The 25,530-nt window shown below is 66.8% G+C and carries 21 protein-coding genes; 12 read left to right on the top strand and 9 right to left on the bottom strand.

Annotated elements, in window-relative coordinates; genetic code table 11:
• Positions 1–16: 16 nt before the first annotated feature.
• From msrA to rpe, 5 genes are all read right to left on the bottom strand, one after another.
• Positions 17–703 carry a peptide-methionine (S)-S-oxide reductase MsrA gene (gene msrA, locus AB1K63_RS11010; RefSeq protein ID WP_366960194.1) on the bottom strand — a complete coding sequence of 229 codons (687 nt, stop codon included), beginning with the start codon at positions 701–703 and terminating at the stop codon, positions 17–19.
• A complete protein-coding gene (locus tag AB1K63_RS11005; RefSeq protein ID WP_366960192.1) occupies positions 700–834 on the bottom strand; it encodes a hypothetical protein in 135 nt (44 codons plus the stop codon). Before AB1K63_RS11005 ends, msrA begins: the two co-directional genes overlap by 4 nt.
• Before the next feature lie 121 nt (positions 835–955).
• Positions 956–2,545 carry a bifunctional phosphoribosylaminoimidazolecarboxamide formyltransferase/IMP cyclohydrolase gene (gene purH / locus AB1K63_RS11000; protein ID WP_366960191.1) on the bottom strand — a complete coding sequence of 530 codons (1,590 nt, stop codon included), beginning with the start codon at positions 2,543–2,545 and terminating at the stop codon, positions 956–958.
• A 6-nt stretch (positions 2,546–2,551) separates the two neighbouring features.
• A complete protein-coding gene (locus tag AB1K63_RS10995; protein WP_366960190.1) occupies positions 2,552–4,408 on the bottom strand; it encodes a heparinase II/III family protein in 1,857 nt (618 codons plus the stop codon).
• Entirely contained in the window at positions 4,408–5,070 is a 663-nt protein-coding gene (gene rpe / locus AB1K63_RS10990; RefSeq protein ID WP_366960189.1) for a ribulose-phosphate 3-epimerase, read from the bottom strand. The genes AB1K63_RS10995 and rpe overlap by 1 nt, the downstream gene beginning before the upstream one ends.
• Positions 5,071–5,295: 225 nt before the next feature.
• On the opposite strand from rpe, the gene AB1K63_RS10985 reads away from it, so the two are divergent.
• Together AB1K63_RS10985 and AB1K63_RS10980 are read left to right on the top strand one after the other, a co-directional pair.
• A complete protein-coding gene (locus AB1K63_RS10985) occupies positions 5,296–5,778 on the top strand; it encodes a DUF2141 domain-containing protein (protein ID WP_366960188.1) in 483 nt (160 codons plus the stop codon).
• A gap of 87 nt (positions 5,779–5,865) precedes the next feature.
• Positions 5,866–6,627 (top strand): Stf0 family sulfotransferase, encoded by a 762-nt coding sequence (locus AB1K63_RS10980; protein WP_366960187.1) that lies wholly within the window; start codon positions 5,866–5,868, stop codon positions 6,625–6,627.
• A gap of 18 nt (positions 6,628–6,645) precedes the next feature.
• Here AB1K63_RS10980 and AB1K63_RS10975 read toward each other — a convergent pair whose 3' ends face one another.
• Positions 6,646–7,590 (bottom strand): ROK family protein, encoded by a 945-nt coding sequence (locus tag AB1K63_RS10975; protein ID WP_366960186.1) that lies wholly within the window; start codon positions 7,588–7,590, stop codon positions 6,646–6,648.
• A 50-nt stretch (positions 7,591–7,640) separates the two neighbouring features.
• Here AB1K63_RS10975 and AB1K63_RS10970 point away from each other — a divergent pair, with 50 nt between their 5' ends.
• From AB1K63_RS10970 to AB1K63_RS10950, 5 genes are all read left to right on the top strand, one after another.
• The gene (locus AB1K63_RS10970; protein ID WP_366960185.1) at positions 7,641–8,816 is read left to right on the top strand and encodes a Gfo/Idh/MocA family oxidoreductase; all 1,176 of its coding nucleotides are present in this window, start codon (positions 7,641–7,643) and stop codon (positions 8,814–8,816) included.
• Positions 8,817–8,949: 133 nt separating this feature from the next.
• A complete protein-coding gene (locus AB1K63_RS10965; protein ID WP_366960184.1) occupies positions 8,950–11,484 on the top strand; it encodes a glycoside hydrolase family 3 N-terminal domain-containing protein in 2,535 nt (844 codons plus the stop codon).
• Positions 11,456–12,520, top strand: coding sequence for a cupin-like domain-containing protein (locus tag AB1K63_RS10960; RefSeq protein WP_366960182.1), 1,065 nt, complete (start codon positions 11,456–11,458; stop codon positions 12,518–12,520). The genes AB1K63_RS10965 and AB1K63_RS10960 overlap by 29 nt, the downstream gene beginning before the upstream one ends.
• 112 nt (positions 12,521–12,632) lie before the next feature.
• Positions 12,633–13,667 carry a glycoside hydrolase family 5 protein gene (locus AB1K63_RS10955; RefSeq protein WP_366960181.1) on the top strand — a complete coding sequence of 345 codons (1,035 nt, stop codon included), beginning with the start codon at positions 12,633–12,635 and terminating at the stop codon, positions 13,665–13,667.
• Between the two features lie 15 nt (positions 13,668–13,682).
• Positions 13,683–14,807, top strand: a complete 1,125-nt coding sequence (locus AB1K63_RS10950) for a hypothetical protein (protein ID WP_366960180.1) — start codon at positions 13,683–13,685, stop codon at positions 14,805–14,807.
• A gap of 9 nt (positions 14,808–14,816) precedes the next feature.
• On the opposite strand, the gene AB1K63_RS10945 is transcribed toward AB1K63_RS10950, so the two are convergent.
• On the bottom strand, positions 14,817–16,472 hold the full coding sequence (locus tag AB1K63_RS10945; protein ID WP_366960179.1) for a glycoside hydrolase family 43 protein: 1,656 nt from the start codon (positions 16,470–16,472) through the stop codon (positions 14,817–14,819).
• Positions 16,473–16,563: 91 nt separating this feature from the next.
• On the opposite strand from AB1K63_RS10945, the gene AB1K63_RS10940 reads away from it, so the two are divergent.
• Genes AB1K63_RS10940 through AB1K63_RS10920 form a run of 5 tightly spaced genes read left to right on the top strand, consistent with a single transcriptional unit; the run spans position 16,564 to position 22,640 of the window.
• On the top strand, positions 16,564–17,688 hold the full coding sequence (locus AB1K63_RS10940; RefSeq protein WP_366960178.1) for a fumarylacetoacetate hydrolase family protein: 1,125 nt from the start codon (positions 16,564–16,566) through the stop codon (positions 17,686–17,688).
• A gap of 50 nt (positions 17,689–17,738) precedes the next feature.
• Positions 17,739–18,524 carry an SDR family oxidoreductase gene (locus AB1K63_RS10935; RefSeq protein WP_366960177.1) on the top strand — a complete coding sequence of 262 codons (786 nt, stop codon included), beginning with the start codon at positions 17,739–17,741 and terminating at the stop codon, positions 18,522–18,524.
• On the top strand, positions 18,515–19,399 hold the full coding sequence (locus AB1K63_RS10930; protein ID WP_366960175.1) for an SMP-30/gluconolactonase/LRE family protein: 885 nt from the start codon (positions 18,515–18,517) through the stop codon (positions 19,397–19,399). Before AB1K63_RS10935 ends, AB1K63_RS10930 begins: the two co-directional genes overlap by 10 nt.
• A complete protein-coding gene (locus tag AB1K63_RS10925) occupies positions 19,396–21,294 on the top strand; it encodes a sialate O-acetylesterase (RefSeq protein WP_366960174.1) in 1,899 nt (632 codons plus the stop codon). Before AB1K63_RS10930 ends, AB1K63_RS10925 begins: the two co-directional genes overlap by 4 nt.
• Entirely contained in the window at positions 21,291–22,640 is a 1,350-nt protein-coding gene (locus AB1K63_RS10920; RefSeq protein ID WP_366960173.1) for a mannanase, read from the top strand. Before AB1K63_RS10925 ends, AB1K63_RS10920 begins: the two co-directional genes overlap by 4 nt.
• Here AB1K63_RS10920 and AB1K63_RS10915 read toward each other — a convergent pair.
• Complete coding sequence (locus AB1K63_RS10915; protein WP_366960172.1) at positions 22,637–24,418, bottom strand: IlvD/Edd family dehydratase; 1,782 nt, start codon at positions 24,416–24,418, stop codon at positions 22,637–22,639. The two genes, AB1K63_RS10920 and AB1K63_RS10915, sit on opposite strands and share 4 nt — an antisense overlap.
• Positions 24,415–25,521 carry a LacI family DNA-binding transcriptional regulator gene (locus tag AB1K63_RS10910; protein ID WP_366960171.1) on the bottom strand — a complete coding sequence of 369 codons (1,107 nt, stop codon included), beginning with the start codon at positions 25,519–25,521 and terminating at the stop codon, positions 24,415–24,417. Before AB1K63_RS10910 ends, AB1K63_RS10915 begins: the two co-directional genes overlap by 4 nt.
• Positions 25,522–25,530 lie beyond the last annotated feature (9 nt).

Below are 25,530 nucleotides of genomic sequence, written 5' to 3'. Positions count from 1 at the left end.
TCCGGCCTCCCGCTACTCAGCCGGGAACGAACTCGGCCCGATAGTGGTCGGGATACATTTCGCGTAACGCCTCGATCTTCGGCTTGTCCCAGTAAACGATGTAGCTGTGATCGGGATTATTCAGTGCGAAATCCTGGTGCTTCTCTTCCGCCACGAAGAACTCGCGATAATCCTCGATCTCGGTGACGATGGGATCGTTCCAGACCCCCGATACCTGCATCTGCTCCAGATAGGCGGCAGCGACAGCGCGCTGTTCGTCCGTCAGCGGGACGAGCGCGGCACGGTATTCGCTGCCGGTATCGGGTCCCTGCCTGTTGTGCAGCGTGGGATCGGCCACGACGGAAAACAGGATCTGCAGCAATTCGTCGTAGCGGACCACGGAAGGATCGTATTCGATCCGCACCGCTTCCGCATGCCTGGTAACACCGGAATTGACAGCATCGTAATTGGCAGTCGCGGCGTTTCCGCCGTGATAGCCTGCCACGACGCTTTTGACGCCCTTGACGTGACTGAACACAGCCTCGACGCCCCAGAAGCAGCCCCCGGCGAACACGGCGGTCTGCAGGCCCTGTGGTTCAGTGGCCGTGCGCTCCGGTACGGGCGCACGCAAATGCTGCTCCTTCGCCTCGACCGGCGGCGTACCGCAACCGGCCAGTGCCAGAACACCGGCAGCAGCGATCGGAAGAAGCGCGCGCGCGATCACCGGACCCCGGCCACCGCCTGCGGAATGAAGGAAAGCATGCCTTCCGGACCCTGACCCACGATCAGCACACCCGCGCACAGGACGAAGCCGAGCAGAAAGTTGCGAGTGAGATCGGAACGGAGGAAGGACATGGCGTAAGCTTTCTAGGATGATGCTCGTGACCTTAGATGGGTGTCGCTTGCATCGAAGTGAACGGCTCGTTTCAGACCCGTTAGTCTCGAACCGTCGATTTTCGGTTACTAAGGCCGGTGGTCAGTGGCGGAAATGCCGCATTCCGGTGAAGACCATGGCCAGCCCCGCATCGTCTGCGGCGGAGATGACTTCGTCGTCCCGGATCGATCCGCCGGGCTGGATGACTGCCGTGGCACCCGCTTCGGCTGCCGCAAGGAAACCGTCGGCAAAGGGAAAGAAAGCATCGGAAGCGACCGCGCTGCCGACCGTCCTGGGCTCCGGCCACTTGTATTTCTCGGCCGCTTCGGCCGCCTTCGTCGCGGCGATCCGGCTCGAATCGCGCCGGTTCATCTGGCCCGCTCCGATTCCCGCGGTGGCGCCGTCCTTCGCGTAGACGATCGCGTTCGACTTCACGTGGCGCGCCACGGTCCAGGCGAACAGGCAGTCCTGCAGCTCGCGCTCGTTCGGGGCCCGCTTCGTGACGACCTTCAGGTCCGCTTCGGTGATCGCGCCGTTGTCGCGATCCTGCACCAGGATGCCGCCCGCGATGATGGCCATGGTCTGCCCCGGCCGGCGAGGATCGGGAAGACCGTCGGTGAGCAGCAGCCGAAGGTTCTTCTTGCGGGAAAAGGCCGCCAAGGCTGCTTCGTCGGCGCCCGGTGCCACCACCACTTCGGTGAAGATCTGGCAGATCGCTTCGGCCGTCGGACCGTCCAGCGCAACATTGGTCGCGACGATACCGCCGAATGCGGACACGCTGTCGCATTCGAGCGCGGCGTTCCATGCCTCGAGCAGGGTCGCGCGCTGGGCCACGCCGCAGGGGTTGGCGTGCTTGACGATCACCACCGCCGGATCGCCTCCGGCGAATTCCGCAGCGAGTTCCAAGGCGGCGTTGGCGTCGTTGTAGTTGTTGTAGCTGAGTTCCTTACCCTGGACCTGCTCGGCCTGCGGCAACCCGCTGGTATGCGGTCCGCCGGGAAGGTAGAGCGCTGCGTTCTGGTGCGGGTTCTCCCCGTAGCGCAGCGTACCGGCGAGGGAGCGCGACATGGAGACCCGCTCCGGGAAGCGCTCTCCCTGGTCGGCAAAGGCGAACCACTGTCCGATAGCGGCGTCGTAGGCGGCAGTGCGCGCAAAGGCCTTGGCCGCCATGCGCCGGCGGAAATCCATCGAGGTCGCGCCATCGTGTGCCGAGAGCTCGCTTTCGAGGCAGGCATAGTCTGCCGGATCGGTCAGGATAACGACATGCGCGTGGTTCTTCGCGGCCGAGCGGACCATGGACGGCCCGCCGATGTCGATATTCTCGATTACCTCGTCGCGGTCCGCGCCCCTGCCGACCGTCGCTTCGAAGGGATAGAGATTGACCACCACCAGGTCGATGGCGCCGATATCGTGCGCTTCCATCGCGGCGACGTGCTCGGAATTGTCGCGCAGAGCGAGCAGGCCGCCATGGACCTTGGGATGGAGCGTCTTGACCCGGCCGTCCATCATTTCGGGAAAGCCCGTCAGATCGCTGATATCGCGCACGTCCAGGCCGGCGTCGCGCAGGGCGCGGGCCGTGCCGCCAGTCGAAACCAGCTCGATACCGCGCTCGGCCAGAGCCTTGCCGAGTTCGGGCAAGCCGGTCTTGTCGGACACGGAGAGGAGTGCCCGCCGGATCGTCGGTTCGGTCATCGAAAGCTATCCCATTTTCTTGAACAGCCACGGGAAGCGCCCGCCGCTGCGTGAAATCATCCCGTGCACCACGAGCTGCTCGATCGGGCACGGACGTCCCTCGCCGTCGACCCACAGGCTTTCTTCCAGCGCAAGCGAGACGTCGCTCGCCTCCGCGCCGAGACGGAACTGCCAGAAGCTGCCGTCGGGAAGGGCGAGGCCCGCACCGCGGGCATCCTCGGTAAGCCGTGCCTGCACGCCCTTGCCGAGATGGAACCGCAGGGTCAGTGCGATCTTCCCGCGTTTCCCGCGCTTGCCCGACGGGACGAGCTGGTCTTCGCCCTGAAGCTCCATGCCGTCCTCGCGCAGGGCGAGCGTGCGTTCGTGAAGGAGACCGTAGCGCGCCGCATAGCCGTCGTGGCTCGCGGTCACGATCGTTGCCTTGCCGCGCTTGTCCTGGACAACCCGTCGGTCGACTTCCACCGCGTTCACCCCGTTCCCGAGCCCGCCGCGGCCCAGGACCGCGGTCGAATTCGCATCGTCCAGCGTCAAGGTGGAATGGGCGGCGCTGGCGCGCAGGCCCTGCTCAATACGGGCAGGGACGAGACCGCCCGCAAGCGCCGCGCCGCCGCAATTGACGATCAGGCGATGGCCTGCCGGACAGAATTCGAAGGCGAGCGTGGATGCGCACCCGCTGCGCGCATGGCGACCCAGTGGCGGCGGTGCCGCATCGAATTGCAGCGTCGTGTCGCGAAGGGCCACGCGGTGATAGCCCCACGATTTACCGTTCGAAAGGGGGCGGGCGCGCACGCCGCTCGCTTCGACCAGTGCCGCGATCCGGTAAGCTGCCGTGGCCGATCCGCCCTGCCAGCTGCCCAGTCCGCCGTCACTGTGAACCAGCGCGAGCAGCGGCGGCACGGTGAGCGCCAGCATCGTCTCGATCGCTTCGGGCGGGTCGATCCGCCGCGCGGCGTAGCAGGCGCGCAGGTCGATCAGCGCCGCGATAATGTCCCGCTGCGAAAGCGGGCACCGGGACAGCACACCGCCATCTTCCGCCACGGCTTCTCCGAATGCGCGTACCAGGCCGGCCTCGCCGAATATGCGGCGCGGCTTCCCGTCGGGCAACATCAGACCCGCGGCCACGATCGCTGCCCAGCCCAGCACTTGCGCGACCTTGTCCGATTCTCCCGGGACCTTGCGGTCGAGCCAGCGCGCGGTAATGGCCATGTGCTCGAACAGCTGCTTGCGGCGGCGGCCGTCCTTGGCGGACAGGACAAGCGGCGCATCGGTCAGCCACGCCATCAGGCGCATCGCCGTCAGTTCGACCGACCATGCGCGGTTGCGCGCCGGTTCCGCATTGCTCGCGAGCCAGGCGTCGAGGATCCGCTCCGCGATCGGAGCGCCTTCACGCCAGGAGACGGCAGTGGACAGGTCGCGCACCCAGCCGAAGCCGTGAATGGCGCGGGCCTGGCGCGCCACCATCGTTGCAGAGGGCTCCATGTCGACGCCGGAAATCGGCAGTTTCGCGCCATCGACGAGGAAATGGCCGGCGCGCAAGGCCACTCCGGCGGCCCGATTACCGGGAAGCGGGCTTTCTGCGGTCGCCAGAAGACGCAGGGGACTGACGACGCCGAAGGGGCTGGACAAAAGGTTCGCCGGCACGCCGAGGCGATAGGCAGTGCGAATGAAGCGCTCGGTGAGGCTCGTTCCGGGCTGCGGAATGTCCGCAATGGCGAGCGCGCGTCCGGTGGTCTCCGCCGGCGTCCCGTCTACGTCCTCGCGCGTGATGGCGGTCGGTTCAACGCGATCGTCGTCCAGCGGAAATGCCGTCTGCGCAGGGCGGGAAAGTTCCTCGACCCGCGTCTTCTCCGCTGCGCTGGCCATCAGTCTCCCCCTCTCAAGGCTTGTATGTTCGCGGCGTAGCGATCGGGCCCGCCCTTGAACGTGGCCGAACCCGCGACCAGCACGTCCGCCCCGGCGGCGACGCATTGCCGGGCGGTGTCCGCATTGACGCCACCATCCACTTCCAGCCGGATGTCGCGCCCGCTCCGGTCGATCCGCTCCCGCACGGCGGCGATCTTGTCCAGCTGTCCGGGAATGAAGCTCTGGCCGCCGAAACCGGGATTGACGCTCATCACCAGGACGAGGTCGACCAGGTCGATCAGGTAATCGAGCGCGTCGACCGGCGTGCCCGGGTTGAAGACGATGCCGGCCTTCTTGCCGAGGCCCCGGATCGCCTGCAGCGTGCGGTGGACGTGCGGCCCCGCTTCGGGATGCACGGTGATGATGTCGGCGCCGGCCTCGGCGAAAGCTTCCAGATAGGCGTCGACCGGGCTGATCATCAGATGGACGTCGAACGGCTTGTCCGTATGGGGCCGCAGCGCCTTCACGACATCGGGACCGATGGTGATGTTGGGGACGTAATGGCCGTCCATCACGTCGATGTGGATCCAGTCCGCCCCGGCCGCATCGATCGCGCGCACCTCTTCACCCAGCCTGGCGAAGTCGGCGGACAGGATCGAAGGGGAAACAAGCGGGGTGGCCATTGGCACATCCTTGGCGGGCATGGTTGCGCGTATCGTCCCCCCGGAGTCGCCTCAAGGCGAGGCGTTCCTTTTTCCACACCGCTTTCCGTATTGTTTTCGCCGTTCGGCCAATCGTGTTCCAATTCAGACGGAATTCATGGGCGGGCCTCCATGAAGTGTCCCGAAACAAGACTGTCGGCGCGTGTCCGTTGTAGCGCTGCGACGTCCTCGAAATCAGGATAATGCATGACCAATTCACTTCGATACGGAGCGGCGGCGCTTGCGCTGGCAAGTCTCGCGACGGCCGCCCCGGCGAGCGCGCAATATGCGCAGGTCATCGGTAACGACCTCAGCCGCTGCGAGGGCAACAAGGGGCCCGCGATCAAGATCTTCGTGCGCGGCCTGAAGTCCGGCGAAGGCAATCTGTTCGTGCGCACCTATCGCGCCGAGAGGAGCGACTGGCTCAAGAGCAAGCGCTATCTCAGCCGCGTCGACATGAAGCCGCGGCAGGGTCTGGTGGTGGTCTGCGTACCGGTGCCGAAGCCCGGCCAGTATGCCGTGGCGGTGCAGCACGATGTCGATGGCGATCGCGAGGTCGACCTGTTCGGCGATGGCGGCGGCATGTCGCGCAATCCCACGGTCTATGTGACCGCACCGGGCGTTTCCAAGACGCAGTTCGCGGTCGGGGACGGGGTCAAGCCGATCACCATCCACATGAAATACCGCTGACATCGGGGATCAACCTGGGGGATTGACCCGGCGACCGGCCGGGATGCAGGCTTCGCCCGGATAGCAAGAGGCGAGGCGAAGGGGCGGATGCCGACGATACCCGACCATGTCCTGACAGGCTACGAGCCGCAGTTCGACTGGCTTGCCCATCAGTCGCCGCCGCGACCCTATCTGCTGGCGACCGTACCGCGATCGGGCAGCACCTATTTCAGCCACCTGCTCTGGCGAACCGGATGCCTGGGCGCCCCGCTGGAATACCTCAATTTCGAAGCCACCGGCCCGTTCGGCCATGTCCATGGCCGGCCGCGTGACCAGATCGAGCTGTGGGACCGGATCGTTCGCACCCGCACGTCCCCGAACGGAATCTTCGGGCTGAAGGCCTTTCCCTTGCAGATGGAAGTGCTGGCCGCTGCCAATCCCGCGCTGCTTTCCGGCGCGATGCGGTTCCTCCTCGCGGCGGGCCCGGCGAGCAAGGTCGTACAGTTGCGGCGCAGGGACACCGAAGCGCACGCGATCTCCCTCGCGCGGGCCAGCCTGTCGGGCATCTGGCGGCAGGAGCAGGAAACGGGCGCGCGCGCCGAGCCCGAATTCTCCCCCGCCATGGTCGAACGCGCGAGCCGCGAACTCGCCATGCAGGAAAAGGCGTGGGAGCAGATGTATGGCGAGATGGGGATCGCACCGCTGGTCGTCTGGTACGAGGACGTGCTGGACGATCCGGCAGCGGCGGTGGCGCTGGTCGCGGACTATCTGGACGTGACGCTCGACCCCGACGCAAGAGTCGATGTGCCCGAAATCAGGCGCCAGTCGCAGGACGGCGCGCGAGCCTGGAAGCGGCAGATGCAGGGATAGCCGCCGGGCTCGAGCGGATCAGTCGTCCAGAGCCCGGCCCGCGAGGATCAGCGCCCCGGCAATGCCTGCGTCATCGCCCAGGAGCGGGCGCTCGATGCGGCGGTCGATACCCTGCGGAAGGTAGCCCCGGTCGATATCGGCCATCCCGGTCCTGACAAGATCGAGCAGCCCCGGCGTCTTCATGACACCACCGCCCATCAGCACGAGATCCGCGACCGCGGTAGAGAACAGGACGTGGCACAGCTGCGCCAGGTAATGCGCGACCACGGTCTTCGCCGGACCGTCGGCGGGCAATTCCCCGAGCGGTAGCCCCCAGCGCGCGCGGATCGCCGGGCCGCTCGCCAGCCCTTCCAGGCAGTCGCCGTGGAAGGGGCACGATCCTGCAAAGGCACGGTCGTCGGCATGGCGCGCCACGCGGATATGGCCGATTTCCGGATGGGCGGGCTTTCCGATCGCGTCGCCCCCTGCCACGATCCCGCCGCCGATGCCGGTCCCGACCGTGACATAGGCAAGCCCGTGGGGTGGGCGGTCGCGGCGGGCATGCCATTCCGCCAGTGCCGCCGCATTCACGTCCGTGTCGAAGCCGACCGGGCAACCGAGCCGGTCCGCGAAGTACCCCGCGATGTCGCAATCCGCCCAGCCGGGCTTGGGCGTGGTGGTGATGCGGCCCCAGCCGGGCGACCGGGGATCGCAATCGACCGGACCGAAACTGCCGATGCCGAGCGCGGCGGCCGGGCCGTGCCTGCCCTCCTGGCCCCGGAACCAGTCCAGTGCCTCGCGCAGCGCATCTTCGGGCCCGCGCGTGGCAATTTCGTGCCGCTCGACAATCGTGCCCGACGGGCTGCCGATGGCGAGGACGAATTTGGTGCCGCCCGCCTCGATGCCGCCAAACGTGATGTCCTTCCCCGCGATGACCGCTCCGCCCTTCCCGAATGGCCCCCGCGAGATCGGCGCAGTAGCCAACCGCGCGGGCCCTTGTCATATGTTCCGAAAGCATAGCGGGGAATGACGCGATGGCATCCGGAAAAGACGAAACCCATCCCACGCGCCGCGAGGCCCTGATGCTGGGGGCAGGTGCCGCGGCCGCGCTGGCGGCCGGCCGGGCGGCGGGTCAGGAGGCCGAGGGGCAGCCGCTGATCGGCAATCCGCAACTGCCCGAACGCCCCGGGAACCGCATGCGCTGGGCCGTGGTCGGGCTGGGCACGTTCGGTGTGGGGCAGGTCATTCCCGGCTTCGCGAATGCGCGCCATTCGCGCCTGACGGCATTCGTTTCGGGCAATGCGGACAAGGCGCGCGAGCTTGGCGCGCGTTACGGCGTCTCGCGCTTCTACGGCTATGACGATTACGACCGGATTGCCGACGATCCGGAGATCGACTGCGTCTACATCGTCCTGCCGGTGGGCCTGCACGCGGAATACACGATCCGCGCGCTGGATGCCGGCAAGCACGTCCTGTGCGAGAAGCCGATGGCCTCGACGAGCGCGGAGTGCGAGGCGATGATCGCGGCGGCGGAGCGCAACCGGCGCACGCTGGGCGTCGCCTACCGGGTCCATTTCGAGCCGAACAACATGCACGTGCTGGAGCGGATCCGGGCCGGCGAACTCGGCACCATGCGGTTCGTTTCGGCCGATCACGGATTCAACGCCAATCCCGATTGGCCGCCGCACAAGTGGCGTCTTGAAAAGGAACTGGCGGGCGGGGGATCGATGTACGACATCGGCGTCTACGGCCTTAACACCTCGCTCATGATGCTGCCCGACGATACGCCGGTCTCGGTCTCCGCCCATTATTCCACGCCGCAGGGCGATCCGCGCTTCACGCAGGTGGAAGGCGGGCTGGACTGGAGGATCCGCATGGCGAGCGGGATAAATGTGCAGGGCTCATCGTCCTATTGCTGGAGTCCGTACGTGTCCCGGCAGCGTTATTTCGGTTCGGACGCGTCGATAGAGATGCAGCCTGCCACGACCTATTACGACAACACGATCAGGCTGGAGGCGGGCGGGCCCGCGCGCGAATATTCGGCCGGCAATGCGGGCGATCAGTTCGCTGCGCAGGTCGACGGGTTCTCGCAAGCCGCGCGTTCCGGCGAGCCCCACCTGACGCCGGGCGAGATGGGCCTGCGCGACATTCGCCTGATCGAGGCGATGTATCGCAGCGCCGACGCCGACGGGCAGTTCGTCCGGGTCTGACGCAGGCTGCCTCGCTTGCCGGCACCGGATGACTTGTGCTGCCGGCGGAACCGGGTATGGTAGCGCTCCCATACGCATCGGGATGCGCAGGGACATGAGGGCCGCGACAGACGGTCAACCGGGAGACTTTAGAATGCTCAAGCGCCTGGCCCTGACCGGCCTGTTCCTGTCCACAACGCTCGCAGGCTGCACCGCCGTATCCGGGCAGGATGCCGTGCCGGTCGCCGCCGCCTCGCAGGATGCTGACGCGGTCGCATCGGATGCAGGTGCCGGTGTCGCCGACCCGTCGATCTGGCCGTCCTACGACTATCCCGTGACCGTCCCTGCCGAAGACAGCGCGATGATCGCCGATCTGCTTTCGCGCATGACGCTGGAGGAAAAGATCGGCCAGCTGGTCCAGGCCGATCTGTGCTGCGTCACGCCGGAAGACGTGAAGACCTACAACCTGGGTTCGATCCTGGTCGGCGGGAACAGCGGGCCGAACGGCAACGACCTCGCGCCCGCGCCCGAATGGCTGGCGGCGGCGGATGATTTCTACGACAATTCGGTCGACACGAGCGACGGCGGCGTGGGCATCCCCATCGTTTGGGGGACCGATGCGGTCCACGGCCATTCGAACATCATCGGGGCCACTATCTTCCCGCACAATATCGGCCTTGGCGCGGCGCGCGATCCCGCGCTGATCGAACGGATCGGCGCGGCGACGGCGAAGGAAATCCGCGTCACGGGTCAGGAATGGACCTTCGCGCCCACTGTCGCGGTCCCGCAGGATTTCCGCTGGGGCCGTGCCTACGAAGGCTATTCGTCGGACCCTGAACTGGTTGCGTCCTATGTCGGCGCGATGGTGCGCGGCCTGCAGGGTCCGCCGAGCAATGACGACTTGCTTTCCGGCCCCTACGTCATCGCTTCGACCAAGCACTTCCTGGCCGATGGCGGGACGGACAACGGCGTCGACCAGGGCGACAGTTCCATCAGCGAGGAGGAACTGCGCGACATCCACGGCCTGCCCTACGGTCCGGCGATCGCGGAAGGCGTCTCGACCGTCATGATCAGCTTCTCTAGCTGGCAGGGCAAGAAGATGACCGGCAACAAGTCGCTGGTGACGGGCGTCCTGAAGGACCGGATGGATTTCGGCGGCTTCGTCGTCTCGGACTGGAACGCGCACGGCCAGGTGGCCGGCTGCACCAATGAAAGCTGCCCGCAGGCGCTGATGGCGGGGATCGACATGTACATGGCGCCCGATACCTGGAAGCCGATCTACAACGACCTCCTCCAGCGCGCGCGGGCCGGCACCATCCCGATGGCGCGGATCGACGATGCGGTGACCAAGATCCTGGAAGTGAAGGCGCGGCTGGGCCTGTTCGATGCGGGCAAACCCTCCACGCGGCCTCTGGCGGGCGATTACGAACTGCTCGGCGCGCCGGAACACCGCGCGATCGCGCGCGAATCGGTCCGCAAGTCGCTCGTCCTGCTCAAGAACAGCGGCATCCTGCCGCTGGCCCCGGGCGGGCGACTGCTGGTCGCGGGCGAGGGCGCGGACGACATCGCGCGCCAGTCCGGCGGCTGGACGCTCAGCTGGCAAGGGACCGGCGTCGACAACAGCCACTTCCCGGGCGCGACCTCCATCTTCACCGGCCTTCGCGACGCGGTGCAGGCCGCCGGGGGCAGCGCGCAGCTGTCGCCCGACGGCAGCTTTGACGAGCGGCCCGATGCCGCCATCGTCGTGTTCGGGGAGAAACCCTATGCCGAGTTCCAGGGGGACCGGGCGACGCTCGCCCTCGATGCCGAACTGACCGGGCCTTACGAAACGATGCGCAAGCTGAAGGCGCAGGGCATCCCTGTCGTCGCGCTAATGGTCACCGGCCGCCCGCTTTACGTGAACCCTGCCCTCAACGCCGCGGACGCGTTCGTCGTCGCATGGCTGCCCGGCAGCGAAGGCGGCGGGATCGCGGACGTGATCGTCGCCGGACCCGACGGCGGGGCACGGCACGATTTTGTCGGCAAGCTGCCCGCCGCCTGGCCGCGGACCGCGGACATGGATGACGGTGCGCTGTTCGATTATGGTTACGGCCTCAGCTACGCCAGCCCGCGCGCGGCGTGGACGCCCCTGCCCGAACTCGACGCATCCGAGCTGGCCGGCGACAGCCGCCTCTGGTTCAGCGCCGGGGCGCCGGCCGCCCGCTGGTCGCTCCTCGTGAACGGGGAAGGCTCCGCCGAACAGACCCGTATCACCACCGTGCCGGCAGAAGCGCTGGCCGGCCGCGTGCGCGTGACGGCCGAGAACTTCCAGGTGCAGGAAGGGGCGCGGCGCTTCACCGTCGAAGGCGGCACCGCCAGCGTCGCCCTGCGCAATTTCGAACCGGTCGACATCGCGAAGGAAACGAATGCCGACATCCTCCTGCTCGCGACCATGAAGGTCTGGGATGCGCCCGACAGCGCGATGCTGGGCGCGATCGGACCGGACAGCCGCGGCTTTGCGAACGTCTCCCTGCCGCAGGGCAGCGAATGGGTCCGCTACGGCATTCCACTCAAATGCCTGCGCGACAAGGGTGCGGATATATCCGAACTGACCGAACCGTTCGTCCTGACGACACGCGGGTCTACGGATTTCGCGATCGGCGAAGTGCGGCTGGGAACCGATGCGGAGGTGGTGCTGCCCTGTTCGTGACGAGCGGGCCGCGCTAGTCCTGCCCGGCATGTCCCCAGTCGAGGAAATAGCGGTCCCGAGCGGCGATAGGTTCGAAGCCGAAATCCGCCCGCTCTTTCGCCCGGTCGTAATGCGCGGGGCTGCGAAGGACTGGCCGATCGTCGCGGCGGGGCGAACTTCGCCCGAGGCGGCGCTCCGGCATCTGGAGCGGCTCGACAGCGGCGCACCGACGGATGTCATGGTCGCGCCGCCTGCGGAACGGGGGCGCTTCTTCTACGCGCCGGACATGCGCGGCTTCAATTTCCAGCGGCAGAAGGGCACGCTCACCCAGCTGGCGCGTCACCTCGCCCGGATTGCCGGCGATGCTGACGCGATCGGAATCTACGCCGGCGCCACGCCCGCCGCGTCGCATGTGCCGGGCTTCGAAGCCGAGAACCCCTTCGCACTGGCGGACGGACTGCCCGATGCGACGGCGCGCATCTGGCTGGGCAACGCCACACAGGTCGCGACGCATTTCGACCTGTCGGACAATCTCGCGGTCGTCGCGCTGGGCAAGCGGCGCTTCACTCTCTTCCCGCCCGATGCGACCGCGGACCTGTATGTCGGCCCGCTGGACATGACGCTGGCCGGCCAGCCTGTCAGCATGGTCGATCCGCTGGATCCCGACCTCGAGCGGTATCCCAACTATGAACGCGCGCGGGAACGCGCCCTGACGGCGGAACTCGAGCCCGGCGATGCCATCTACATCCCGACTCTGTGGTGGCACCACGTACAGGCGACGCAGCCGGTCAATATCCTGGTGAACTACTGGCACAACGATGCCCGGCACGGCGGCGGCTTCCTTGCACTGGTCCACGCCATCATGGCGATCCGGGACCAGCCGGAAGGACAGCGAAAGGCCTGGTCGCACTGGTTCGAGCATTTCGTTTTCGGGGAGGACGCTCAGGCTGCGGCGGATCACTTGCCGGCCCATGCGCGCACCGTGACCGGGCCGCCATCCCCTCAGCGCGACGAAATGATCCGGCGCTTCGTCGTCCAGGTTCTCGGGGGCCGATAGCGCGGCAAAGGGGCAGTGCGGCAATGACCCGCTTTACGGGCCACCGGCCTCCGTGATAGCGCTATCGCGAGCGAACGCAGCCCGGAGAGGCGCGTCGGATGGAGAGAGATAGATGGTACGGATTCTGACGGCAAAGGCATGTGTGGCGGCGTTGTGCGCAGCGCTCGCGTCGGCCCAGCCGGTCGCCGCATCGCAGACCGGGACCGAGGCCGCGCCGCTGCCGGTCGGCACCTGCATCAACATGGGCAACTCGCTGGAGCCGGAGCGGGAAGGAAGCTGGGGCGGAAAACCGATCGCGGCGGACGACTTCGCCCGGATCAAGGCCGCCGGGTTCGACACGGTCCGCATTCCCGTTCGCTGGCACAACAAGACGGCGCCGGCATCGCCTTGGACCGTGGACCCGGAATGGATGGACCGGGTCCAGACGGTCGTCGACCAGGCGCTGGCGGCCGATCTCAACGTGATCCTCAACAGCCACCATTTCGAGCCGATCCATGACGATCCGCTCGCCACGGCCGAATGGCACGGCGCGGTGTGGCGCCAGATTGCAGAGCGTTTCGAAGGCTATCCGGAGGAAACCCTCTGGTTCGAACTCGAGAACGAGCCGCACAGGAACTTCGATCACTCCAACCTGCTGCAGACGCTGGCGCCTGCCCTGCGTGCGGTGCGCGAAACCCACCCGACCCGCGCGGTGATCTACGGGGGCGAGAACTGGAGCGGGATCGATTCCCTCGCGACTTTGCCCCTGCCCGACGATCCCCACGTCCACCCGACATTCCATTATTACGATCCGTTCGCCTACACCCACCAGGGCGCGAGCTGGACCGCTCCGGACATGCCGCCGCCGGGCCGCCGGTATCCGGCCGAAGGCGATCGCGAGCAGCTCGCCCGCGACGTGCAGAAGATCCGCGATTACGTCGCGCGGACCGGCAAGACGCCTTTCATGGGCGAAGTGGGCGCGTACGACCTGCACAGCCCGACGCAGGAGCGTGCCACCTATCACCGCGCCGTGCGCGAGGCGTTCGAACCGGCCGGCGTGGGGATGTGCGTGTGGGCCTATGCCAACACCTATCCCTTCTGGGATCGGGAGAAGCAGCAATGGCTTCCCGGAATGCGCGCCGCGCTCGGCCTTCCCGAAACAGACTGAAGCGGAGATCACGACATGGCTCGCCGTATAATCACCTCGCTTGCCGCAGGAGCGGCGCTGATCGCCCTGACGCCCCTCGCCGCCGCGCAGGACCTTTCGCCCGAACTGCAGGCGTTCGACGAACAGCTTCCCGGATCGCTGATCAACGACCCGACCGACCTGCTCTGGGAAGTGCAGGGTAACGGCTTGGAAGTCGAAGGCGTTCAGGACGACGGCATTCCCGGCGGCGGGGCCGCGAGGCGCTACGCAGTCGCGTCGGCAGACGCCAATCTCTGGGCCCGCCAGACGCTGGTCCCGTTGCTGAGCGGTATCCAGCGCGGCGACACCGTGACGGTCGGCTTCTACGCCCGTACGGTCTCCGCGAATACGAACGATGGCAACGGCGTGATCGGTGTCCGCTTCCAGGACAATGCCCCGCCCTATGGCGGTTTCGGTGACCGGCGCGTTTCGATCGGACCGGAATGGGATTGGTACGAGGTCGCGGGCACCGCAACGCAGGCCATCGACCGGGCGAACGCGCGCGTCGTCATGCAACTCGCCGGCGCGAAGCAGGTGGTGGAGATCGGCCAGACCATCGTGGTCAAGGGTGCATCGTCGATCATCGGCGGCGCGCCCGCACAGGCCGCCGCCGCACAGGAGCCGGCCGACGAACCGCTGATCCCGACTCCACTGGAAGGCGCCGGCTCGCTCCTCAACCGGCCGGACCTGCGCGACTGGCAGAACAACGTCGCCGCAGGCCGCTTCGAGCCGCGCGAGGATCCGTCGATCTGGCTGGGCCAGGCGACCCGCTTCACGATCGACGCGCCCGGGGAGAACGACTGGGACCTATCCGCCAACGTGCCCATCGAGAAGGACATCGCCGCAGGCGACAAGATACTCGTCGCGATCGCGGCCAAGACCGTCAGCGCGGGGACGCCCGACGGCAAGGCGCTGGTCGCCATGCGCATCCAGGACAACACCGAGCCTTACGACGGGTTCGCGGAAAACATCTTCAAGGTCGGAGACAACTGGCAGCTGATCCGGATCAGCACCACCGCCCCGCGCGACCTGCCCGCCGGAACGGCGCAGCTCTCGCTCCAATTCGCGTCCGAAGCGCAGTCGGTCGATATCGGTCCTGTCTACATCTTCAGGACCGAATAGCCGGGCCCCTCAGGACCCCGCGACTGCGTAGGGGCCGACCACCAGCCCGGTGAAAAGGCCGGCATGGATCGAGGACAGCGGTTCGACATCGATGGCGGGCGACGATTGCCAACCGTCCGTCTCGTTCGACCGCCACGACGCAACGGCAGTGCCGCCATCGAAGGACAGCCGCATCTGGATAGCGTTGCCGGTCCACGGCGCGCGGTGGATTACTTCCCCGCGCTCGGCGTCGCCCTCGTCCTTCCGCATCCGGACGACGACGCTGTGGCTTTTCCCGGTCCGTTCCAACCCGGCAGTCAGGAAATGCCCTTCGTCCATGAAGGCGAGCAGCCCGGCATAATCGCCTTCGGCCTCGCTCCCGAGTTCGAAGGACGAGGTGAACTGCGCCGCATGATGGCGCATACGCCGGCCGATGAAAGCCGGACGTTCGAGGCTGCCGGCAGGGGCCGCGCCCGGCTCCAGCTGGATCGTGCCGCCGTCGATATCGTGCACGATGTGCGAGGTGCCTTGCGGGGTGCGTAGCGTGATCCATTCCGGCGAAAGCGAGACGGCGTCGAAATCGTCGCGCCAGCCGGAGAAGTCGTCGCCGACGGACGGCGGAAGGTCCGGTTTCGGTACCACTGGCGGGACCGGCTCGCCGCATTCGAGGAAGATCGGCCAGCCGTCCTTCCATTGTACCGGCAGCAGGAAGGTCTCGCGCCCCAGCAGGGTGGACTGCCCCGCGAAGGGCCGCGTGGCGAGGAAGACGCCCCACCAGTTCCCGTCGTCCAGCTGCACCATGTCGGCATGGCCGGTCGCCTCGACCCGGTCCGGGCGGCCGGGCGGCAGGTCGCGCTGGGTCAGGATGGGATTGACCGGCCCCGGCTCGTACGGGCCGTCCACATTGCGCGAGCGGTAGATCGTCTGCGAATGCTGGTCGGCCGTGCCGCCTTCCGCCGCCAGCAGGTAATACCAGCCGTCGACCTTGTAGATATGCGGCCCCTCCGCCCAGACCGGCTTGGTCGAAAGGTCGACGCCGCCATTCACCAGCAAGGTGCGTTCGGGCAGCACCTGCATCGCCTGCTGGTCGAACTCCTGCATCCACAGGGCCCGGTGGCCTTCGTATTGCGGCTCGCCCGGAGGCGCGTCGTTGTAGACGATCCAGGCCCGGTCCCCTTCGAAATAGAGCGAGGGATCGATCCCGCCGAATTCGAGCCATTGCGGATCGCTCCACGGTCCCTCCGGACGGTCTGCCGTGAGGACGAAGTTGTCCCCGCATTCGATGCAGGTGTTCACGATCCAGAACTTGCCATCGTGATGCGTGATGGCCGGCGCGAACAGGCCGCGGTTCGTGCCGAGGCCCGAGAGGTCGATCTGGTCCGGCCGGTCGATCGCGTGGCCGACCAGCTTCCAGTTCACCAGGTCCGTGCTGTGAAATATCGGCAGTCCGGGAAACCAGCTGAAGGTGGACGTGACCGCGTAGAAATCGTCCCCCACCTTCACGATCGAGGGATCGGGATGGAAACCAGGCAATACCGGATTGCGGAACGCATCGGGCGGTGTCTTGGCGGATGCCTCGGTCGCGGAATACTCGACGTGATCGAATGTCGCGACCGGCCGGGCCGCGGCGATGCCTGCGAACCCCACCAGACACGCCGCTGTCAGCGCGATTTTGCCTGTATCCATGACCCTCTTCCCCTGTCCGTTCTTAAGCCTTGCCCCTTAAGGGCCGCAGCCATATGGTAGCGCTCACAATTGGGAGGGCAAGAGCGGGATAATGGCCGCCGATCTGACACATATACTGCCTGCCGACGGCGAAGCCGGCACGTTCATCGGCCGCGCCTCGTCGCCCGCCGGACCGGTCGTCATCGTCCTGCGCGAAGGGCGCATCTTCGATCTCACCCCTGTCGCATCGACCGTATCGGGCGCGATTGCGCGGCGCGAGTTCGACGGCGGTCAGGATTTGGGCGCAATCGCGGACGGCCTGCCCGAGGGGTGGTCCCTCCTCAGTCCCATCGACCTGCAATGCATCAAGGCGAGCGGCGTAACCTTCGCCGTTTCCGCTATCGAGCGGGTGATCGAGGAGCGCGCGCGGGGCGACGCCAGCCGCGCAACCGCCATCCGTTCTCAGCTGGAAGGCAAGGTCGGGGCAGGCATCCGGTCGGTCGTGCCGGGAAGCGCAGAGGCCGAGCAGCTGAAGCAGGCCCTCATCGAAGAGGGCATGTGGTCGCAATATCTCGAAGTGGCCATCGGGCCCGACGCCGAAATCTTTTCCAAGTCGCCCGTCCTGTCCTCGGTCGGACACGGAATGGCGATCGGCGTCCGGTCCGACTCGAGCTGGAACAACCCGGAACCCGAAGTGGTGCTGGCCGTCGACGCTGCCGGCGAAGTGGTCGGCGCGACACTGGGCAACGACGTCAATCTGAGGGATTTCGAAGGGCGCTCGGCGCTTCTCCTGTCGAAGGCGAAGGACAACACGGCATCCTGCGCGATCGGGCCCTTCATCCGCCTGTTCGATAACGATTTCGGGATCGATGACGTGCGCAAGGCGGACGTCGAACTGCTGATCGAGGGACCGGACGGCTATCGCCTCGAAGGGCGCAACATGATGGCGGAAATCAGCAGGGATCCGCTCGACCTCGTCGCGCAGTGCCTGTCCGAACATCATTATCCGGACGGGTTCGTCCTGTTCTGCGGCACGCTCTTCGCGCCGACGCAGGACCGCGACGTGGAAGGCGCGGGCTTCACGCACAAGGTCGGGGACACGGTCACCATCCGTTCGGAACGGCTGGGCACGCTTTCCAACACGGTGACGACGTCGCGCGATGCGCCCGAATGGACAATGGGCATCGCCGCTTTCATGAAGAACCTCGCCTCGCGCGATCTCGTATCCCGTGCCTGAGATTCCGCGCAAAAGCGGAACGGACGAATACACAAGGGGAATTGGGCCGCATGGCTGAAGCAGACGCAACTCCGGTCCGGCAATCGGCAATCTATCTGAGCCTTGCGGGCAAGCGGGTGCTGGTCAGCGGCGGCGGGTCGGGCATCGGGGAAGGCATCGTGGAAGCCTTCGCCCTGCAAGGCGCCCGCGTCGCCTTCGTCGACATCCAGGAGGATCGGGGGGCGGAAGTGGCAAGCCGCCTGTCCATGGCCGACTTCCCGCCCGTATTCCAAGCCTGCGATGTGACCGATTGTGACGATTATGCCGCCACGATCGCTGCGCTGATCGAAAGGTTGGGCGGTTGCGATATCCTCGTGAACAATGCCGCCAGCGACGACCGGCACAGCGTCTCCGACGTCACTCCCGCCTACTGGGACGAGCGGATGGCGGTGAACCTGAAGCACCAGTTCTTCGCCGCAAAAGCGGTCGTCCCCTCCATGCGCGAAGCAGGCGGGGGCAGCATCGTGAACCTGGGATCGATCAGCTGGCACCTGGGCCTTGAGGACCTCGTCCTCTACCAGACGGCGAAGGCCGCGATCGAGGGACTGACGCGCAGCCTCGCCAGGGAACTGGGGGGCGACAACATCCGGGTGAACACGATCATTCCCGGCAACGTCCAGACGCCGCGCCAGATGCAATGGTACTCGCCCGCCGGCGAGGCCGAGATCGTCGCCGCGCAGTGCCTCGACGGGCGGATACAGCCGGTCGATATCGCCGCCATGGCGCTGTTCCTGGCGTCCGACGACGCGCGCTTCTGTACCGCGCACAATTACTGGGTGGATGCCGGATGGAGATAGACGTGCCGGTCGAGCGGGTGCTCGATGCCGAAAGCAAGCTGGGCGAAGGCGTCCTATGGGACTCCGAACGCGGTGTCGTCTGGTTCGTTGACATCAAGCGAAAGCGTCTCTGGCACTTCGATCCCGATACGGGCAGCAATTCGCATACCGATGCACCCGAACAAATCGGCTGGGCGATCCCTGCCGAAAACGGACTGCTCCTGTGCGGGCTGAAAGACGGGCTCTACACTTTCGACCCGGAAAGCCGTGAGTTCGCGAAACACGCGGACGTGCCGGGCGAACCGCGCAGCAACCGCCTCAACGATGCCTGCACCGATCCGTGGGGCAGGGTCTGGTTCGGGACGATGGATGACACCGAGACGACCGGCACCGGACGCTTCTACGTCTACGACCGGGGCGAAATCCGTGCCGCCGGACCGGCCGGCATCACCATCACCAACGGACCTGCCGTCAATATGGCCGGCGACCGGATTTACTTCACCGATACAGGCTCGCAGCGGATCATGGTCGCCGACCTGTCGGAAAGCGGCGCCGGGCAGGCGCGCCCGTTCGTGGATACCGGAGCGCTGTTTCCCAAGGCCTATCCGGATGGCCCGGTCGTCGATGCCGAAGACCATGTCTGGACCGGCCTCTATCTGGGCGGCTCGGTCGCGCGTTTCTCGCCCGATGGCGAACTTGTCGCCACCATTCCGGTCCCCGCCCGGGACGTGACGAAGATGGCGTTCGGCGGCACGGATTTCGCGACCGCCTATGTCACGAGCGCCACCAAGGACATGCAGGCGAGCGACATGGAAGAGTACCCGCTCGCAGGCGGCCTGTTTGCGTTCGCGGCGCCGGTCAGGGGCTTTCCTCTGACGCGAGCGAAACTGGGATGAGGCTCGCCTTCGCCGTCTTCGGGATCCTTGCCAGCGGTGCCGTCCACGCGGCCCCCGTGCTGGATTCCGGATACGGCGACGGCATGGTCCTGCAGCGCGACGCGCCCGTGGTCGTGTCCGGCTCCGCCGAGGCAGGCCGGACCGTGAGCGGGTCCCTCGACGGGACCGAAGCGGAAGCGACTGCCGACGGCACCGGTCGTTTCGAACTCACCTTCCCGGCCCGGACCGCGAGCGAGCAGCCGATTGTGCTGACGGTACGCGACGGGACCGGCTCGGTGCGCCTGGACGACATCCTGGTGGGCGACGTCTACCTGTGCGGCGGGCAGTCCAACATGGAACTCCCGGTGAGCCGGGCGCTCGATACCTACAACCAACTGCGGCTGGCGCCGGACGCCGGCATCCGGTTGCTGACCGTACCGAAAGCCACGGCGGCAGTGCCCCGGCCGACCTTCGCCAGTCCGGTGTCTTGGACGCCGGCGACGCAGGAAAGCGTGGAGCCGTTCTCCGCAGCCTGCTTCTACATGGCGAAGCAGTTGCGCGCCGATCGCGCGGGCGTGCCGGTGGGACTCGTCAATTCGAACTGGGGCGGGAGCGCTGCCCGGGCCTGGTATGCCCCGGAAGCGGTCGAGGCGCTGCATGGGTCCAAAGCGATCGCACAACTGCAGCTTTACCAGAACGATCCGCTTGCCGCGGCGCAGGCTTTCGTACCGCAATGGTACGACTGGTGGCGCAGCCAGGATGGCGGGCGGGAGCCCTGGAAGAACAGCGCAACGCTGGACTGGCAGCCGATCCCGCAATTCTCCTTCTGGAACGACTGGAAGGGTACCAGGCTCGACACGCGGCCGCAGGCGAATGTGTGGTTGCGCCAGACTTTTTCGCTGACTGCCGGGCAGGCCGCGGCGCAGGGCGCGCTGTCGATCGGCGCTATCGACGATCTGGACCTTACCTGGGTCAACGGCAATCCCGTAGGCTACACGTTCGGCTGGGGGGTCGAACGCACATACCGGGTGCCGGCGCAGTACCTGCGCGAGGGCGAAAACGAAGTCCTGATCGCGGCGAACAACATGTGGGATACCGGCGGCTTCTTCGCCGGGCCCGACCGGCTGTTCTTCACGCCCGCGAGCGGCGATCCGGTACCGCTGGGTGCGGATTGGGAATATGCGCGGTCCGATGTGGATGGCGTGCCGCCGCGCGCGCCTTGGGATGCCAATGCGGGCCTTGGCGTGATGCACAACGCCATGATCGCCCCGCTGGGAAACATGCGCCTCGCCGCCGTCGCTTGGTACCAGGGAGAGGCGGATGTGGGGCAGCCCGATTACGACCGGAAGCTGGCCGCCCTGTTTGCCGGCTGGCGTCGCCAGTTCGGGCAGCAGGCGCGCATGCTGGTCGTGCAACTGGCCGACTATGGCCAACGTCGGTCGGATCCTGCGCCATCGGGATGGGCGCAACTCCGCCAGGACCAGATCGACGGCGTGAATGCCGATGCCGATGCGGCGATGGTGACAGCGATCGATATCGGCGAGCCGACCGATATCCACCCCGCCAACAAGAACGATCTAGGCAAGCGCCTGGCCATGGCCGCACAGGAAACGCCGCTCCCCATGCCCGGCAAGGCGACGCGTGACGGGGACCGGATCGTGGTCCGGTTCGTCGGCGTCGAAGGCGATCTCCGCGCGTATGGCGGACCAGTCCCGCTCGGCGTGGAACTGTGTGCGGCCGACCGATCCGCCTGCCGCTGGGCCGATGCGCGGATCGACGGGCAGACGCTTGTGATCCGCTCCGGCTCCCCGGAAACCGACGCCGTCGTGCGGCATGCATGGGCCGATGCCCCGATCGTGAACCTCTTCGACGCTCGCGACCTGCCCGTCCCCGGCTTCGAACTGATCGTAGAATGATGCCTGCGACGGACCGCCGCGGTTTTCTGGGAGGATCGATCCTGCTGGGTGGCGCGGCGGTTCTGGGAGGATGCACCACGATGGGCATGAAGAGTCCGGGCTTCGTCGTGCGCGAGGGCATGGCCCTTCGCCGTGACGGGCAGCCGTACCGCGTGGTCGGTGCGAACATGTGGTACGCCGCCTGGCTGGGCGCGGACGCGGCGTTCGGCAACCGGGCGCGACTGGTCCGGGAACTGGACCGCCTGCAGGCGGTGGGCATCAACAATTTGCGGATCATGGCCTCGGGCGAGGAAGGGCCGCTCGCGAATTCGATCAAGCCGGGCTTCACGCGGCCCGACGGAACCGCCAACGCGCCCCTGTTCGAAGGGCTCGACTTCGCGATGAGCGAAATCGCGAAACGCGGCATGACCGCCGTACTCGTACTGTCGAACTTCTGGGAATGGTCGGGCGGCTTGCAGACTCTGCTGTGGCGGACGACGGGGAGTTTCATCGACATGGGCGATCCCGCCCATCCCTGGCCCGCCTTCGCCGATGCGACGGCCGAATTTTACGCCAACGACGACGCGGTCGCCCTCTACAACGAGCATCTGCGCCGCGTGGTCGGCCGAACCAACTCGATCACCGGGCAAGCCTATCGGGACGATCCGGCGATCATGAGCTGGCAGCACGCGAACGAGCCGCGGCCCGGTGGCAGCGACGCGGCCATTGCGCGCAATGCCGGGGCCTATCTCGACTGGATCGACGGAACGGCGGCGCTCATCCGGTCGCTCGACGGCAATCATCTCGTTTCCCTCGGCCAGGAGGGGACGCAGGCGACCAACGGGCGCGAGGACCTCGTCCTGCGGGCGCATGAGCGGATCGACTATCTGACGGCACATATCTGGCCGCTCAACTGGGGCTGGGTCGACGGGGACGATCTGCCCGGAACCTGGCCAACGGCGGCGCAGAACACCGAGGAGTATCTCGGCGTGCACGAGCGACTGGCGCGCCGGCTCGGCAAGCCCCTGCTCGTCGAGGAATTCGGCTTCCCGCGAGACGCGGAAAGCTATTCGCCCGGCGCCACGACCGAGTTTCGCGAACGCTTCTACCGGACGATCTACTCCGCGGTCGAAGCGGACTGGCAGTCGGGCGGGCCGATTGCGGGCAGCAATTTCTGGGCGTGGAACGGGGAAGCCCGGGCCGCGCACCCCGATGCGCGCTTCCGCGACGGCGACGGTGCCGGCGGGACCGCCTATATGGGCGATCCGCCGCACGAGGCCCAGGGCTGGTACGGGAACTTCGATACCGACGAAGCGATGCTGGCGCTGATCCGCCAGCACGCGCGCGAGGCGCTCGCCTTCGCCTAGTGGTTGTGGCGCGGGAGCTTGCGGCTGGTGCCGCGATACTTGACCGCGAAATCCATCACGCCGCCCTGGCCCAGCTGTCCGGTCTTTTCGCGGAAAAGCTCTTCCCAAGGCGTATTGTGCTCCGGGACCGGCGGCGCGGGTTCTTCTGCCAGGCGACGCGCGATCTCGTCCGCACCGACCAGCGCGTTGCAGGTACCGTCGTTCAGGTCCACCCGGATCCTGTCCCCGGTCCGCAGCCAGGCAAGGCCTCCGCCGGCCGCGCTTTCGGGCGAGACGTTGAGGATGGAAGGACTGTCGCTCGTCCCGGACTGGCGCCCGTCGCCCAGCGTCGGCAGCCATTGCGTGCCCTGCCGGATGAGGGCGTCGGGCGGCTGCATGTTGACGACTTCCGCACTGCCCGGCCAGCCGACGACGCCCGACCCGCGGATCACGAGAATGCAATCGTCGTCGATGTCGAGCGCGGGATCGTTGATCCGGTGATGGTAATCGTCCGAGCCGTCGAACACGATCGCGCGCGCCTCGAACACGCCTTCCTGCCCGGGACGCGACAGGTAGCGGGCGCGAAACTCGTCCGAGATGACCGAGGTCTTGAGGATGCCGAAGTCGAACAAATTGCCCGACAGGACGAGGAAGCCGGCCTTCTCCATCAGCGGATCGGCGAAGGGGCGGATCATCTGGCGATCCCCGGTCTCGCGGCCCGCGAGGTTTTCCGCCATCGATTCACCGGTGCAAGTGCGCACGTCGCCCTTCAGCACGCCTGCCGCGAGCAGTTCCCACATCGCCGCCGGGACTCCGCCTGCGCGGTGGAACCTCTCTCCCAGATACTCACCGGCCGGCTGCATGTTGACCAGCAGCGGGAGATCGTAGCCATGCTCCTGCCAGACCTCGGGTTCGAGCGGCACGCCCGCATGCGCCGCCATCGCCTGGATGTGCGGCTGGGCGTTGGACGATCCGCCGATGACGCTGACCGTGGCGATCGCGTTCAGGAAGGCGTCGCGCGTCAGTATGTCGGACGGCTTCAGGTCTTCGCGCACCATCTCCACGATGCGCTGCCCGGTGCGGTAGGCGATCTGCCCGCGCTCGCGATAGGGCGCGGGGATCGCGGCGCAGCCCGTCAGGCTGAGGCCGAGCGCTTCGGCCACCGCGTTCATCGTGCTGGCCGTACCCATGGAATTGCAATGCCCGGCGCTCGGCGCGCTCGAGGTCGCCCGGCGCAGGAATTCTTCCTCGTCGATCTCGCCTGCCGCGAGCTTCCTGCGGCTGCGCCAGATCACTGTCCCGCTGCCGACAAGCTCACCTTCGTGCCAGCCGTCCAGCATGGGACCGCCGCTCAGGACGATTGCCGGAATATCGACCGTGCTCGCCGCCATCACCTGGCTGGGCGTCGTCTTGTCGCACCCGGTCGTCAGGACGACGCCATCGATGGGGTATCCGTTGAGAAGTTCGACCAGTCCCAGATAGAGCAGGTTGCGGTCGAGCGCGGCTGTGGGACGGCGGCAATTCTCGAAGATCGGGTGGACCGGAAACTCGATCGGGATCCCGCCCGCATCGCGGATGCCGTCGCGGGTCCGCTTCGCCAGTTCCAGATGGATGCGGTTGCACGGACTCAGGTCGCTGCCCGACTGGGCGAACCCGATGATCGGCTTGCCGCTGCGCAGTTCCTCCGGCGTGATGCCGTAATTCATGAAACGCTCGAGATAGAGCGCGGTCATGTCCATCCGTTCGACATTGTCGAACCAGTCGCGGGAGCGAAGGCGGCGGCTTTCGCCGTCGCTCATCGGGCGCGGTCCGGCTTCGACTTCGCCAGGCTCGGCCCGGCTTCGGAATTGCGCTTGATGAGGTCGTAGGGGAACATCACGTGTTCCGCCTGCAACCGTTCGCTCTGGCGGCGGGCGCGCGTCAGGTCGGCAATCATCTGCACCGCCTTTGCCGTCATTTCGCGGATCGGCTGGCGGATCGTGGTCAGTTCCGGCCAGATCGAACTGGCGAGGTCGGTATCGTCGAAGCCGCACACGGTAATGTCGCTCGGCACGTCGAGGTGCCGCCGGTGCGCCATGGCCACGGTCGCCGCGGCCATGTCGTCATTGGACGCGAAGATGGCGGTCGGATGCGGATCGGCGGAAAGCAGCTTTTCCGCGGCGACCATGCCCGACCGGTAGGTGAACTGCCCCTGTGCCAGCAGGTCTTCCGCCACCTCGAGACCCGCATCCTCCATCGCGGCGCGATAGCCGTTGAGGCGGCGCCCGCTCGCCACCTGCTCCGGATTGCCGATGATGAAGCCGATGCGCGTGTGACCGAGCCCGATGATGTGCTTGGTCATGTCGTAGGCGGCCTGGTATTCGTCGATCATCACCGCGCCATGGGATCCGCTCGCACGGCCCGGTCCTACTGCCACGGCGATCCCGCCCGCGCCGGTAATCAGGTCGAGCACGCTCTGGTCGTCGCAGAGCGGCGGCGGCAGGATGAAGCCGGAAATCCCGCCTTCCGACATCTTCCCGACCAGTGCCGCATTGTCCGGGACATTGTCGCAGCTCTGCACTTCGAGATGGATGTCGCGGCGCGACGCCTCGTCCAGCGCGCCCATCAGGAATTCGCTCAGATAAGACGCGGACGGATTGTCGAAGAGGAGCCCGATACGAAGCTGCTCTCCTCCGGCCAACGAGCGCGCCGCGCGATTGGGCGAGTAGTTGAGCTTGCGCACCGCTTCGAGCACCTGCTCGCGCGTTTCCTCGCGCACATTGCCCTCGCCGTTGATGACCCGGCTGACGGTCATCGGGGAACAGCGCGCCTCCTGCGCGACGTCTGCGATGGTGGGAGCGGCATTGCCGCGCCGCGAACCGCGCTTGCGGCCCGGCTTTCCGTTGGTCCTGGTGCCCTCCATGGACCAATC

This window comes from Qipengyuania sp. JC766 (assembly GCF_040717445.1).
Lineage (GTDB): Bacteria > Pseudomonadota > Alphaproteobacteria > Sphingomonadales > Sphingomonadaceae > JC766.
Note: the sequence above shows the minus strand (reverse complement) of the source record. Positions and strands in the feature narration are given on the sequence as shown.